Origin of the sequence: Bacillus sp. PAMC26543 (assembly GCF_014250375.1) — a bacterium.
GTDB lineage: Bacteria > Bacillota > Bacilli > Bacillales > Bacillaceae > Bacillus > Bacillus halotolerans.
Genome location: NZ_CP060193.1, coordinates 105,429 through 120,285 on the forward strand (window position 1 = coordinate 105,429; position 14,857 = coordinate 120,285).

11 protein-coding genes and 4 tRNA genes are annotated in these 14,857 nt (G+C 44.6%); 14 read left to right on the forward strand and 1 reads right to left on the reverse strand.

Going from position 1 to position 14,857, the window contains the following annotated elements; all coding sequences use genetic code 11:
- Positions 1 to 93 precede the first annotated feature (93 nt).
- From H7F27_RS00585 to htrC, 12 genes are all read left to right on the forward strand, one after another.
- A complete protein-coding gene (locus H7F27_RS00585) occupies positions 94 to 513 on the forward strand; it encodes a VOC family protein (protein WP_103672069.1) in 420 nt (139 codons plus the stop codon).
- Between the two features lie 206 nt (positions 514 to 719).
- Positions 720 to 2,012, forward strand: coding sequence for an adenylosuccinate synthase (gene purA / locus H7F27_RS00590; protein WP_095712580.1), 1,293 nt, complete (start codon positions 720 to 722; stop codon positions 2,010 to 2,012).
- 222 nt (positions 2,013 to 2,234) lie between these two features.
- Positions 2,235 to 2,310 (forward strand) — tRNA-Lys (locus H7F27_RS00595).
- A gap of 10 nt (positions 2,311 to 2,320) precedes the next feature.
- Positions 2,321 to 2,392, forward strand: a tRNA-Glu gene (locus H7F27_RS00600).
- An 82-nt stretch (positions 2,393 to 2,474) separates the two neighbouring features.
- Positions 2,475 to 2,551: transfer RNA gene (locus H7F27_RS00605), tRNA-Asp, on the forward strand.
- A 35-nt stretch (positions 2,552 to 2,586) separates the two neighbouring features.
- Positions 2,587 to 2,659 (forward strand) — tRNA-Phe (locus tag H7F27_RS00610).
- A 383-nt stretch (positions 2,660 to 3,042) separates the two neighbouring features.
- Positions 3,043 to 3,750, forward strand: coding sequence for a cell wall metabolism DNA-binding response regulator WalR (gene walR / locus H7F27_RS00615; RefSeq protein WP_010332599.1), 708 nt, complete (start codon positions 3,043 to 3,045; stop codon positions 3,748 to 3,750).
- Positions 3,751 to 3,756: 6 nt separating this feature from the next.
- Positions 3,757 to 5,592, forward strand: a complete 1,836-nt coding sequence (walK, locus tag H7F27_RS00620) for a cell wall metabolism sensor histidine kinase WalK (RefSeq protein WP_010332598.1) — start codon at positions 3,757 to 3,759, stop codon at positions 5,590 to 5,592.
- Positions 5,582 to 6,949 (forward strand): two-component system activity regulator YycH, encoded by a 1,368-nt coding sequence (yycH, locus tag H7F27_RS00625; RefSeq protein WP_103672095.1) that lies wholly within the window; start codon positions 5,582 to 5,584, stop codon positions 6,947 to 6,949. The genes walK and yycH overlap by 11 nt, the downstream gene beginning before the upstream one ends.
- Positions 6,936 to 7,781, forward strand: a complete 846-nt coding sequence (locus tag H7F27_RS00630; RefSeq protein WP_185848390.1) for a two-component system regulatory protein YycI — start codon at positions 6,936 to 6,938, stop codon at positions 7,779 to 7,781. The genes yycH and H7F27_RS00630 overlap by 14 nt, the downstream gene beginning before the upstream one ends.
- A 14-nt stretch (positions 7,782 to 7,795) precedes the next feature.
- On the forward strand, positions 7,796 to 8,590 hold the full coding sequence (locus H7F27_RS00635; protein WP_024123515.1) for an MBL fold metallo-hydrolase: 795 nt from the start codon (positions 7,796 to 7,798) through the stop codon (positions 8,588 to 8,590).
- A gap of 81 nt (positions 8,591 to 8,671) precedes the next feature.
- Positions 8,672 to 9,871 carry a serine protease HtrC gene (htrC, locus tag H7F27_RS00640; RefSeq protein WP_106019881.1) on the forward strand — a complete coding sequence of 400 codons (1,200 nt, stop codon included), beginning with the start codon at positions 8,672 to 8,674 and terminating at the stop codon, positions 9,869 to 9,871.
- Positions 9,872 to 10,355: 484 nt separating this feature from the next.
- Here htrC and rocR read toward each other — a convergent pair whose 3' ends face one another.
- Positions 10,356 to 11,738: an arginine utilization regulatory protein RocR gene (gene rocR, locus H7F27_RS00645; RefSeq protein WP_024123512.1), complete on the reverse strand. Its 1,383-nt coding sequence runs from the start codon at positions 11,736 to 11,738 to the stop codon at positions 10,356 to 10,358.
- A gap of 240 nt (positions 11,739 to 11,978) precedes the next feature.
- On the opposite strand from rocR, the gene rocD reads away from it, so the two are divergent.
- Positions 11,979 to 13,184, forward strand: coding sequence for an ornithine aminotransferase (gene rocD / locus H7F27_RS00650; RefSeq protein WP_185848391.1), 1,206 nt, complete (start codon positions 11,979 to 11,981; stop codon positions 13,182 to 13,184).
- A 223-nt stretch (positions 13,185 to 13,407) separates the two neighbouring features.
- Positions 13,408 to 14,811 (forward strand): amino acid permease, encoded by a 1,404-nt coding sequence (locus H7F27_RS00655; RefSeq protein ID WP_095712589.1) that lies wholly within the window; start codon positions 13,408 to 13,410, stop codon positions 14,809 to 14,811.
- Positions 14,812 to 14,857 lie beyond the last annotated feature (46 nt).

The window sequence follows — 14,857 nt, forward strand, 5'->3', positions numbered from 1 at the left end:
TTTTCATCCAAAAGACGGAGGAGAAACCAGCCACTTAGCTGATGTAAAAATGAAAGCGTTTTAATAAAATGAGACAAAAAGGAGAGGGTAACAATGAGAAAGCGTTTTTCACAATTTCATGCCGCACAAATTAGGATAGCAAGACCTACGGGCCGGCTTGATCAGATCATTCGCTTTTATGAAGAAGGGCTGGGCTTAAAACGAATTGGTGAATTTCATCAGCATAATGGGTTTGACGGGGTCATGTTTGGCCTCCCGCATACCGATTACCACTTGGAATTCACCCAGCATGACGAGGAAAGAACAGCCCCCGTTCCCCACCCAGACAGCCTGCTCGTCTTTTATGTGCCGAGCGAAGAAGAAATCAAAGCCATCACTGCAAAATTAAAAAGCATGGGCTATCAGGAGGCTGAACCTGAGAACCCGTACTGGAGTCATGGAGGGGTGACGATAGAGGATCCAGACGGCTGTCGGATCGTGTTCATGAACACAAAAGGGATTTCAGGCAAGTGATTCTTTCTTCTGCTAAAGGATAAAAGTTTCATGAGCTTTTCAAGGAAAATCTTTAAGAAAACGCTTCTAAAGCCAATTAAAGCGAACGAATTTGGAATTACAAGAATTTAATGTTCGGATTTACAATTGACTTTCTGTTTCTTCACTGATAAACTTGATTTGTTTGAATAGAATCGTTTTTGAAAGGTTAACGGAGGTGCACGGACATGTCTTCAGTAGTTGTAGTAGGTACGCAATGGGGCGATGAAGGGAAAGGTAAAATCACAGATTTCCTGTCAGAAAATGCAGAAGTGATCGCCCGTTATCAAGGCGGAAATAACGCAGGGCACACAATCAAGTTTGACGGAGTCACATACAAGCTTCACTTAATCCCGTCTGGAATTTTCTATAAAGATAAGACGTGTGTGATCGGAAACGGAATGGTTGTAGATCCAAAAGCATTAGTCACAGAGCTTGCGTATCTTCATGAGCGCAACGTCAGTACAGATAACCTGAGAATCAGCAACAGAGCTCACGTCATTCTGCCGTATCATTTGAAGTTGGATGAAGTGGAAGAAGAGCGAAAAGGAGCAAACAAGATCGGCACAACGAAAAAAGGAATCGGCCCTGCTTATATGGATAAAGCAGCCCGAATCGGCATTCGTATCGCAGACTTGTTGGATCGTGACGCGTTTGCGGAGAAACTCGAACGCAATCTTGAAGAAAAAAACCGTCTGCTTGAGAAAATGTACGAGACAGAAGGATTTAAAATAGAAGATATCTTAGATGAGTATTATGAGTACGGACAGCAGATTAAGAAATATGTCTGCGATACATCCGTTGTTTTAAATGATGCGCTTGATGAAGGCCGCCGCGTGTTATTTGAAGGCGCACAAGGGGTTATGCTTGATATCGATCAAGGAACATACCCATTTGTTACGTCATCTAACCCGGTTGCCGGCGGTGTCACCATCGGTTCAGGTGTCGGCCCGACAAAAATAAAGCACGTAGTAGGTGTCTCAAAAGCCTATACGACTCGTGTCGGCGATGGTCCTTTCCCGACTGAGCTGAAAGACGAAATCGGCGATCGAATCCGTGAAGTCGGACGTGAATACGGAACAACAACAGGCCGCCCGCGCCGTGTCGGCTGGTTTGACAGTGTCGTTGTCCGCCACGCCCGCCGTGTCAGCGGAATCACAGATCTTTCATTGAACTCAATTGACGTGTTAACAGGTATTGAAACACTGAAAATTTGTGTGGCTTACCGTTACAAAGGAGAAGTCATCGAAGAGTTCCCTGCAAGCCTTAAAGCACTTGCAGAATGTGAACCGGTTTATGAAGAAATGCCAGGCTGGACTGAGGATATCACAGGTGCGAAGAGCCTCAGCGAGCTTCCGGAAAACGCGCGCCACTATCTTGAGCGTGTGTCTCAGCTGACAGGCATTCCGCTTTCTATTTTCTCTGTCGGTCCAGACCGTTCACAGACAAATGTCCTTCGCAGCGTGTACCGTGCGAACTAAGCAGAATACCCGCAAGCCCCTGTTTTCAGGGGCTTGTTTTTTGTTTGAAAACTGCAGATAAGTTGGTCTGAGAAAAAAATATGAAAAAAAACCAAAAAAGTTATTGCCACTTCTATTTGTTCGTGATATTATAAATCTCGTTGTTACGGAAACTGCTTCAATAGAGTACAAGATGAGAACTTGATCCAAGTCGTTTGCTCTATGAAAAATCCGGCATCTTAAGAGCCATTAGCTCAGTTGGTAGAGCATCTGACTTTTAATCAGAGGGTCGAAGGTTCGAGTCCTTCATGGCTCACCATTTTTGTGAAGGCCCGTTGGTCAAGCGGTTAAGACACCGCCCTTTCACGGCGGTAACACGGGTTCGAATCCCGTACGGGTCATTGATTTACTTTAGCGTTATTGCTAAATTCCTTATTTGTCTGCGAGAGCTGACACGACAGCTCTCCAGACAAATTACTGTAAGGTCCGGTAGTTCAGTTGGTTAGAATGCCTGCCTGTCACGCAGGAGGTCGCGGGTTCGAGTCCCGTCCGGACCGCCATTTTACTTTACTTAGTAGAGAAAAATAAATCATTTGGCTCGGTAGCTCAGTTGGTAGAGCAACGGACTGAAAATCCGTGTGTCGGCGGTTCGATTCCGTCCCGAGCCACTTACCAAACGCATCTGCAATCGTAGGTGCGTTTTTTCTTTATAAAAAAGATAAACATGCGGAGTGTTATAATAGAAGAAAAAGGGAGAACCGGCCCTGCGGCCGGTTCAAAGAAGAAGACGTCAATGAAATGACGCACGCAGGTGAGGGGAGGTTTCATTTAAGTTATCTTTTTTAAGAAAAGTTGAAAAACATGACAAAAGATAGACAACTGGTGGATGAAGGTGAAAAATGTGTTTTTTTCTAAACCTTTATTTTTTTTATCTTTTGACCTTAAACCGTTATAATAGACAAGGACCCATTGTTCTATTTGGGCCATAAGTGATGTAACGAATGTGATATAGATGAAATGAAGACCATTCGGCAGGAGGAAATCAAAAATGATGGATAAAAAGATCCTTGTAGTAGATGATGAAAAACCGATTGCAGATATATTAGAATTTAACTTAAGAAAAGAGGGCTATGAAGTGCATTGCGCCTATGACGGAAATGAAGCCGTTGAAATGGTGGAAGAGCTTCAGCCTGATTTAATTCTTTTAGATATTATGCTTCCGAATAAAGACGGCGTTGAAGTATGCCGTGAAGTCAGAAAGAAATACGATATGCCTATCATTATGCTGACGGCTAAGGATTCAGAAATTGATAAGGTCATCGGGCTTGAAATCGGCGCGGATGACTATGTTACGAAACCATTCAGCACACGAGAGCTTTTAGCCCGTGTGAAAGCGAACTTGCGCCGCCAGCTGACAACAGCGCCAGCGGAGGAAGAATCATCTTCCAACGACATTCATATCGGCTCCCTCGTGATCTTCCCTGACGCGTATGTAGTGTCAAAACGAGATGAAACGATCGAATTAACCCATCGTGAATTCGAATTGCTGCATTACCTGGCAAAACACATCGGACAAGTCATGACACGTGAGCATTTGCTGCAAACAGTATGGGGCTACGATTACTTTGGGGATGTCAGAACGGTTGACGTAACAGTGCGCCGCCTTCGTGAAAAAATTGAGGACAACCCGAGCCATCCAAATTGGATTGTCACACGCCGCGGCGTCGGTTATTACTTGAGAAACCCAGAACAGGACTAATGCCCAATGAATAAGGTTGGTTTTTTTCGGTCGATCCAATTTAAGATTACCTTGATTTATGTGCTTTTGATTATCATCGCGATGCAAGTCATTGGTGTGTATTTTGTCAATCAGGTAGAGAAGTCGCTGATTACCTCTTATGAACAATCGCTTAATCAGCGAATCGACAACCTTTCTTATTATATTGAGCAGGAATATAAGAGTGATAATGACAGCACCGTCATTAAGGATGATGTCAGCCGTATTTTGAATGATTTCACGAAGAGTGATGAGATTCGGGAAATTACTTTTGTTGATAAAAGCTATGAAGTGGTTGGCTCTTCAAGGCCATATGGAGAAGAAGTTGCAGGGAAACAAACGACGGATCTCATTTTCAAAAGAATTTTTTCTACTAAACAGTCTTATTCGAGAAAATATTATGATCCGAAAAGCAAAATAAGAGTCCTCATTTCCGCAAAGCCCGTTACCACTGAAAACCAAGAGGTTGTCGGAGCGATTTATGTGGTAGCGAGCATGGAAGATGTCTTTGGCCAAATGAAGACCATCAACACAATACTGGCCTCCGGCACTGGTTTGGCCCTCGTTTTGACAGCCCTTCTCGGTATTTTTCTAGCCAGAACCATTACCCACCCGCTTTCAGATATGAGGAAACAGGCAATGGAGCTTGCGAAAGGGAATTTCTCCAGGAAGGTTAGAAAGTATGGTCATGATGAAATTGGACAGCTCGCCACAACGTTTAATCACTTAACGAGAGAGCTTGAAGATGCACAGGCAATGACAGAGGGTGAACGCAGAAAGCTTTCCTCTGTTATTGCCTATATGACGGATGGCGTTATTGCCACAAACCGAAACGGCGCGATTATTCTCTTGAACAGCCCGGCGCTGGAGCTGCTGAACGTTTCACGTGAAACAGCCTTAGAAATGCCGATTACAAGCCTGCTGGGGATTCAAGAGAATTATACTTTTGAAGATTTAGTCGAACAGCAGGACTCTATGCTGCTCGAAATTGAGCGCGACGATGAATTGACAGTGCTTCGTGTCAATTTCTCCGTGATTCAAAGGGAGCATGGCAAAATCGACGGTTTAATTGCTGTCATTTACGATGTAACCGAGCAGGAGAAAATTGACCAGGAGCGCAGAGAGTTTGTAGCGAATGTATCACACGAGCTGCGGACGCCGCTTACGACCATGCGCAGTTATTTAGAGGCATTAGCGGAAGGCGCGTGGGAAAATAAAGACATTGCACCGCGTTTCTTAATGGTGACGCAGAATGAAACAGAGCGGATGATTCGGCTTGTAAACGATTTGCTTCAGCTTTCTAAATTTGACAGCAAGGATTATCAATTTAATCGTGAGTGGATTCAAATCGTCCGATTTATGTCGCTCATTATTGATCGTTTTGAAATGACGAAGGAACAGCATGTGGAATTTATCCGCAATCTGCCGGACAGAAACCTGTATGTGGAGATTGACCAGGATAAAATTACGCAGGTGCTCGATAATATTATTTCCAACGCTTTAAAATATTCACCTGAAGGCGGACATGTCACCTTCTCAATTGACGTAAATGAAGAGGAAGAACTTCTCTATATCAGCGTTAAGGATGAAGGGATCGGGATTCCGAAAAAGGATGTCGAAAAAGTCTTTGACCGCTTCTACAGGGTTGATAAAGCGAGAACGAGAAAGCTCGGCGGGACCGGTCTGGGACTTGCCATTGCCAGGGAAATGGTTCAGGCGCACGGCGGAGATATTTGGGCAGACAGTGTAGAAGGAAAAGGCACAACGATAACTTTTACTCTTCCATATAAAGAGGAACAAGAGGATGATTGGGATGAAGCGTGAAAATATAAAAACAATATTACTTACGGTACTCGTCGTCATCAGTCTTGTTTTTACATGGAGCATATGGACATTTCAGCCTAATTTTTCTGAAGACTCGTCATCAGCAGAGTCTACGGTGCGTGAGAAGCATAAAATTGAAAAAAATATCCAAAAGCTGTCTGAAACGGTAAAACCGCGGGAAATGTTTATTCATGATGACGGTGCTCATTATAAGGTCGATGATGAAACGCTTTATGATGAAGTCTGGTCAGATTTGCCGCATTGGGATGTAAAAGGCATTAAAGATATATCGGATCAATATGATAAGGCCGGATTTAAGAGCTGGTTTTATGGAAGAGGCGGTTCTGCTGCCAAGCTTGATCTGCAATTCAGTGACACGATACCTATTGATATTATTCAAACGCTGTTTAAATGGTCCAATCAATCGTTTGAATACAGCTCGTTTGATCATATTATGATCCCATTCGATGAAACAAAAACGAATAAGAAGATTTATTTGGTATCTTACAGCAAGCAGCTTATTCTGGAAGTGACGGTTGAATCAGCAAACTACCGGAATATCATGAACGATTTAAAAAACAAAGAATCAAATATGCCTGCGTACAGCTTGTTCTCGATCGGCACAAAGAAAGAGTTTTTGCTTCCGAACAAATCGCTTACGATGGATAAAAAGGAATTTGTCACGGAATCAATTAAAACAAACACTTTTAAACAAGCGCTGTTCAGCGATCCGAGCATTGTAAGAGAAGATTCGAATTATAATAACAGAAATGTACTGACGGACGGCATCAGCCGTTTAGATGTCAGCCTGACCCAGCGGCAGGTTCAATTCCAGCAGCGTAATTTAGTGCAGAGCACTTCGTATCAAACAGGTGAATTAATCAAAAAGAGCCAGAAGTACCTAGAGGATACAGGAAGCTGGACGGATCACTATCAATTTTTTAATATCAACGACAGCCAGCAGCTGAGCTTCTATATCTTTATGGATCAGCTCCCGGTCATTAACAGCATGTCTAAACCGTTTGGCGGAACTTCGGCAATCACCGTCCAATGGGCCAATGACGATATTCTCAGCTATAAACGGCCGAACTACAGTCTTGGAACGAATCCGATTAAAACAAGTGAGACACAGCTGATGAGCGGCAGGGAAGTGAGGGCCCTTCTGTCCAAACAAACGGCGTATGATACGGACAAAATTGATCAGATTTTCCCTGCGTATCAGATGATATCAACATCAACCAACGATGATCCTCTTGTTGAGCTTGAACCGGTTTGGGCTATGAAAATAAACGGAAAAATGGTGCCGATTACGAAGGAATTATTGACGAAGGAGGGGGCAGACAATGGAGTGGAATAAGACAAAAACAATCTTCATCGTTGCCTTCCTCATTTTAGATATTTTCTTAGGCTATCAGTTTTTTGAGAAGCGATCTAATAGTAAAGAATATGAAGTCATTAAAAATGATGTAGAGCATGACATGAAGGCAGACCATATCACGTATGAAGGTCTGGATAAAGAAGCGATAGAAGGCTATCGGATCACAGCGAATCAAAAAGTCTTCACGAAGGATGATATTGAATCACTCAAGGATCAAAAGCCTATGATGGATATGCATAGTGATGATCATAAAGTAACGAACTTAAAGATGAAGTTTACGAGCCCGATTGCCCTTTCAAAGAAAAACATAGAGGACGATGCACAGGCGCTTGTGTCTTCTAAAATTCAAGATGGTGAAAAATATAAGCTTTGGAAGGTGGATAAATCTAAAAAAGAAATCATTTACTTCCAAACGTATGAAGGTCATTACATTTATCAGAAGACTGACAACTCCTCTAATATGATCGGACAAGTGATTTTGCACTTAAACGATAAAAACGAGGTTGTGTCATACGAGCAGTCGACGCTTGAAACCTTTAAACAGATTCAGAAGGAAAACTTAATTACTGAGCTTGATGCGGTTGAATTATTGTACTATCAAAATCAATTAAAAGAATACTGCACCATAAAGAGTGTGAAATTCGGCTATGTGGCGCAATATCCGCTGACAAGCACGCAGGTGCTGGCTCCGGTATGGAGAGTTACGGTGGAGTATGATAAAAAAGTGAACGGCGAGAAAAAGAAAGTGCAAGAGTATTTTACTGTGAATGCTTTGGAGAGTACGATTTTAGATACAGACCAATCAAAATAATGGAGTGAACTGAAATGAGCTTGCAATTTAGCGTTCTTGCGAGCGGGAGTACGGGAAATGCGTTTTATCTGGAAACAGAGGATCACGCGTTTTTAGTGGACGCCGGTTTGAGCGGGAAAGCCATGGACGGATTAATGGCGCAAATCGGACGTAAGCTGGATGATGTGGACGGCATTTTTGTGACGCATGAGCATAGTGACCATATTAAAGGCCTCGGCGTCATCGCCAGAAAGTACAAGCTTCCGATCTATGCGAACGAGAAGACGTGGAAGGCGATGGAGAACCAGATCGGCAAAATTGATACCGATCAAAAGTTTGAGTTTCCGATGGAGACGGTGAAGTCGTTTGGCGGACTTGATGTAGAATCGTTTGGCGTCTCTCACGATGCGGCAGAGCCCATGTTTTATGTATTTCATTGTAATGGGCGCAAGCTCGCTTTAATGACAGATACAGGGTATGTCAGCGACCGGATGAAGGGCATTATCCGCTCGGCGAATGTGTTCGTTTTTGAAAGCAATCATGATGTCGGCATGCTGCAAATGGGAAGATACCCTTGGAGCATTAAGCGGCGGATTTTAAGTGACGTCGGGCACGTTTCAAATGAAGACGCTGCGTTGGCGATGACTGATGTCATCGGCGACGAGACGTCTCGTATCTACCTCGCTCATTTGAGTCAGGACAACAATATGAAAGAGCTGGCCAGAATGTCTGTCCAGCAGACATTGGCTTCTAAAGGATTTGTGACAGGCGAAACATTTGATTTGTTTGATACCGATCCGAAAAAGGCTACTCCGCTTTGCGCTGTATAATTTTTTCTTGTGTAACATGACTATTATAGGAGTTTCTAATCCACAATATAACCATATCAACGTTCTCTGAAAGGATGGAATATGGTGGATTACGAGCGTGAGGAAGAACATAATACTCCTGAACAGCCGAAGAGAAGCAAAAAAGGTTATTTTCTTTCAAGCCTGATCGGGGTGATTGTCGGCGCTGTATTGATGGCGTTTATTATGCCGTACCTTTCAAATGAGGGGTTTGATACGGGCGAGGCGGATCAGCAGCAGACCAACGGCCGGGAATCAATTCGAACAGTGAATGTCAGTGTGAACAACGCTGTCACTCAGATTGTCAGCAATGTGTCGCCGGCTGTTGTCGGTGTCGTAAACATTCAAAAAACAGATATTTGGGGAGAAAGTGGTGAGGCTGGGAGCGGCTCAGGCGTCATCTATAAGAAAAATGACAACTCTGCTTATGTCGTGACCAATCATCATGTGATCGAGGGCGCTTCCCAAATTGAAATCAGTTTAAAAGACGGTTCGCGCGTGTCTGCTGAGCTTGTCGGCAGCGACCAGCTGATGGATCTTGCCGTTTTGCGGGTGAAAAGCGATAAAATCAAAGCTGTCGCTGATTTTGGCAATTCAGATAAAGTGAAATCAGGTGAACCGGTGATTGCGATCGGCAATCCGTTAGGCCTTGAATTTGCAGGTTCTGTCACACAGGGCGTCATATCGGGAACAGAGAGGGCGATTCCGGTAGATTCCAATGATGACGGTCAGCCTGACTGGAATGCAGAGGTGCTGCAAACCGATGCGGCCATTAACCCGGGGAACAGCGGCGGAGCTTTGTTGAATATGGACGGAAAAGTCATTGGCATCAATTCAATGAAAATCGCGGAGTCAGCGGTTGAAGGGATTGGCCTGTCCATTCCATCTAAGCTTGTGATCCCGGTGATAGAGGATTTAGAGAAATACGGCAAAGTGAAGCGTCCGTTCCTTGGAATTGAAATGAAATCGTTAAGCGATATTGCAAGCTACCATTGGGATGAAACACTGAAGCTTCCTAAACATGTGACCAATGGAGCGGTGATAATGGGTGTAGATGCCTTTTCACCTGCCGGAAAAGCGGGACTCAAGGAGCTGGATGTCATCACTGAATTTGACGGGCAAAAAATAAATGATATTGTGGATCTTCGGAAGCGGCTTTATCAGAAAAGAGTCGGTGATCGGGTGAAGGTGACGTTTTACCGCGGCGGAAAAGAAAAATCTGTTGAAGTGAAGCTGTCCTCCGCAGATCAGTTAGGAAGTTAATAAAAGCAGTCTGGCACTGATGCCAGGCTGTTTTTTTATGCGAAAAAACGGAACGGGGGTTACGTCCGTTCCGTTTCTAAAAGGATAGATCGAATATGAAGAAAAATACATGGATGTTACACGTGAAACAGCATGTAAGGGCTTGTGAGCTGCAAATACTTCCGTTTTCTTTTGACAACGTAGAAGATTTCCCGGTACCTTTGTATTTGTGACCGCAATGCTATGTGCTTTTGCTTTTGTGATGGTTTCTGAACCTGATGCTTCATTACTTTCATGCTGCTCTGGACATTGAAGGTATGAAGTTTGCCATCTTCTCCAAGCGCTTTAATGACATAGACGTATACACCGTCCACTTTCTTCATTTGAGCTGATTGAACAGTCCCTTGGTATTTCCTCCTTATCATCAGATGTAAACTGAAGTGAAAAGTGAAATCGGAAGAGGAACGGTTTTTCTGATCCGGCTCTCCTCGGGTAATTAAGATTGTTATTTTGCGTGCAGAGAAAACTTCTTCAGCCGGTATTGCAGGCTTTGTCTGCTGATGCCGAGCTCCTGAGCGGTTTTTGAAATGTTATGGCCGTGTTTTCTAAGGATGTTTTCGATCACATATTTTTCGAAGCTCTCCATTTTTTCTTTCAAATCAGCGGCGGGCTGATGCCCTGCGGGTTCCGGCTTCGAGATGTCTGCCGGCTTGATTTTCATGCGGTATTGATATGGCAGATGGTTGGCCGTAATCGTTTGTTCATCTGTCATGAAATTCATCGCGCCCTCGATCATATGCTCAAGCTCGCGAATATTTCCCGGCCAATCATAGGATAAGAAAAATTGCTTCACATCTTCACTAATATGTTCGACATTCATTTGAAACAGGTGGTTGTTTTTCTGGATGAACTCTGACGCGAGAAGCAAAATGTCCTCTTTGCGTTCCCGAAGCGGCGGGATGATCAGTGTCACGACGCTCAGCCTGTAATACAAGTCCTTGCGCATTCGTTCACCCGCAATGGCATCAATCGGGTCTTCGTTCATCGTGGCGATAATGCGCACGTCAATCGGTGTATCCTTGGTCGAACCAATGCGTCTGATTTTCCGTTCTTGCAGGGCGCGCAGCAATTTTGCCTGCAAGCTCAAATTCAGTGAGTTGATTTCATCTAACAGAAGTGTGCCGCCATGGGCTTGCTCAAACAAGCCAGGCTGGTCAACGGCACCTGTAAACGCGCCTTTTTTCGTACCGAACAGGATGCTTTCCACCAGGCTGTCAGGCAGAGCCGCACAGTTTTGAGAAATGAACGGGCCGCTTGATCGGTCGCTGCCGTTATGGATACTTTGTGCGAACAGTTCTTTTCCCGTGCCGGTTTCACCTGCGAGTAGAACCGAGGAAGACGTGCGGGTCGCCCGCTTGGCATTTTCGATGACATCCTGAATCGCCGGACTGGTGCCGAGAATGCTGTCAAATGTGTAAGTCGCGTTTCCTTTTTTATGCATATTCTCTCTGATCAGGCGTTCCAGCTTTGTCACGTCCTTGGCAATTTCGACAGCGCCTTTGATGTTGCCGTCTTGGACGATCGGATATGTATGATTGATTGTCGTAATTTCCTGGCCTTTATTATTGAAATAGCTCTGCTTTACATTTTTGATCGTTTTGCCTTCCTGAAGGGCTTGCACAAGTGTGCTGTCCTGCTGCTTCGAAAACATAAATACATCCATCAGGTTTTTATTTAAGACGTCCTGCTTCTCCATATCTTCAATTTGCATCATTTTGTTGTTATAAACAATCGTGTTTCCATGCTCGTCCACCACGTGCAGGCCGACATCAATTTCATCCAAAATGCTCTGAAACACTAATGTGAGGAATTCGCTGTCTTTGACCAAAGTATAAACCTCCCTCATTTATTTTCTTAATATTGCTTCTATTTTATAAAAGAATGGAGAGGATATGCAAAAGAATTTTGCACTATATGAAAATCCTGCTCGAAATATCTGAATATTTTTGCACCCTTGCCTCGAATATTGTAGAAAATACACGAATGTGCGAGTTGGCACGAAACTTGCATTTATAAAAAGGGAAAGCAGGATATTGTGTTGAAACAGAAAACAAGGGGGAATTCAAATATGCCAGCTTTATCAAAATCCAAAGAAATTATTGATCAGACGTCTCATTACGGTGCCAACAATTATCATCCGCTGCCGATTGTTATTTCTGAAGCGCTGGGTGCTTGGGTAAAGGACCCGGAAGGCAATGAATATATGGATATGCTGAGTGCTTATTCTGCGGTGAATCAGGGGCACAGACATCCGAAGATCATTCAGGCGTTAAAGGATCAGGCTGATAAAATCACGCTGACGTCTCGCGCGTTTCACAACGATCAGCTCGGACCGTTTTACGAAAAGGCGGCTAAGCTGACGGGCAAAGAAATGATTCTGCCGATGAATACGGGGGCTGAAGCGGTTGAGTCTGCGGTGAAAGCAGCGAGACGCTGGGCTTATGAAGTGAAGGGCGTGGCGGACAATCAGGCGGAGATCATTGCGTGCGTCGGAAATTTCCATGGCCGGACGATGCTGGCGGTTTCTCTTTCTTCTGAAGAAGAGTATAAAAGAGGGTTCGGCCCGATGCTTCCGGGAATCAAACTAATCCCTTACGGAGATGCGGAAGCGCTGCGCCAGGCGATTACGCCAAACACAGCGGCATTCTTATTTGAACCGATTCAAGGCGAAGCGGGCATTGTGATTCCGCCTGAAGGATTTTTGCAGGAAGCGGCGGCAATTTGTAAGGAAGAAAATGTGCTGTTGATTGCCGATGAAATTCAGACGGGTCTCGGACGTACAGGCAAGACATTCGCTTGTAACTGGGATGGCATTGTTCCTGATATGTACATTTTGGGGAAAGCGCTTGGCGGCGGTGTGTTCCCGATCTCATGCATTGCGGCGGACCGCGACGTTTTAGGCGTGTTTAACCCGGGCTCACACGGCTCCACATTTGGCGGAAATCCGCTGGCATGTGCGGTGTCCATCGCCTCACTGGAAGTGCTGGAAGATGAAAAGCTGGCGGAGCGTTCTCTTGAGCTTGGCGAGTATTTTAAACAAGAGCTGGAGAGCATTGATAACCCAATCATTAAAGAAGTCCGCGGCAGAGGGCTGTTTATCGGTGTGGAACTGACGGAAGCGGCGCGTCCATATTGTGAGCGTTTAAAAGATGAAGGACTTTTATGCAAGGAAACGCATGATACCGTCATTCGTTTTGCACCGCCATTAATCATTTCCAAAAAGGATTTGGATTGGGCGATTGAAAAAATTAAGCATGTGCTGCAAAAGGCATAAATCCGCATCATGGCGGGATATTCACTTCGTTTGTATAAATTTACAACAGAAAAATTAGCACTCCCTATTTGCTCAGCTACAGTATTTTAGTATAATGTATCTTTATGAGAAGAAGTGAATTTTATATTAAATAGATAGAGACTCTTTGGACAGCAAACTGGGATACGCACCATGTAGATGTTCCAGCTTAGATCCAATACAAGTTGCTGAAGGGGTGCAGAATGTGAATACGAACCAAGATAACGGAAATCAGCTCCAGCGGACAATGAAATCTCGCCACTTGTTTATGATTTCATTGGGCGGAGTGATCGGAACCGGTTTCTTCCTGGGAACCGGGTTTACCATTAACCAAGCGGGACCGCTCGGCGCGGTTCTGTCTTATTTAGTGGGCGGCTTTATCATGTTTTTGACCATGCTCTGCTTAGGGGAGCTTGCGGTCGCCTTTCCTGTATCGGGGTCCTTCCAGACCTATGCGACAAAATTTATCAGCCCGGCCTTTGGGTTTGCGTTCGGCTGGCTGTACTGGCTCGGCTGGGCAGTTACATGCGCAATAGAATTTTTGTCAGCGGGGCAGCTGATGCTCCGCTGGTTTCCGCACGTTGATGTCTGGATTTGGTGTCTGGTCTTTGCGGCCCTAATGTTTACCTTAAATGCAATAACCGCGAAAGCCTTTGCAGAATCTGAATTTTGGTTTTCCGGCATTAAAATATTGATTATCCTTTTATTTATTATTCTCGGCGGAGCCGCTATGTTCGGCTTCATTGACCTAAAAGGCGGAGAGCAAGCGCCGTTTCTGACGCATTTTTATGAAGATGGGTTATTCCCGAACGGCATAAAGGCAATATTGATAACGATGATTACCGTGAACTTCGCATTCCAGGGAACTGAGCTGATCGGGGTTGCAGCCGGAGAAAGTGAAAACCCTGAAAAAACGATTCCGCGGTCCATCAAACAGACAGTATGGAGAACACTTGTCTTCTTTGTTCTTTCAATCATTGTCATTGCCGGCATGATTCCGTGGAAACAGGCGGGTGTTGTGGAAAGTCCGTTTGTTGCCGTATTTGAGCAAATCGGAATTCCATATGCAGCTGATATCATGAACTTTGTTATTTTAATTGCACTGCTATCCGTTGCAAACTCAGGTTTATACGCATCGACTCGTATCCTGTACGCGATGGCGAATGAAGGACAGGCCTTCAAAGCGCTCGGCAAAACAAATAAAAGAGGTGTGCCGCTGAACGCGTTAATTGTAACGATGGCTGTGGCCTGCCTGTCGCTTCTGTCAAAAGTAGCGGCGGCCGAAACCGTGTATATGGTGCTTCTATCCTTGGCGGGCATGAGCGCGCAAGTCGGCTGGATCGCGATATCGCTTTCCCAAATCAGGTTCAGACGAAAATATATCCGTGAAGGCGGCAAGATAGAAGATCTGAAATTTAAAACACCGCTATATCCGGTGCTTCCGCTGATCGGCCTGACGTTAAATACAGTCGTTCTCATCAGTCTCGCGTTTGATCCGGAGCAGCGTATCGCGCTGTATTGCGGAGTACCGTTTATGGTCATTTGCTACATCATTTATCATGTCGTCATTAAAAAACGCAAGCAGGCAAATCGTCAGCTAGAGCTTTAAAAACGTTGTCCGTAAGTCATCTTTGTTAGAACCCGCATAAGGACAT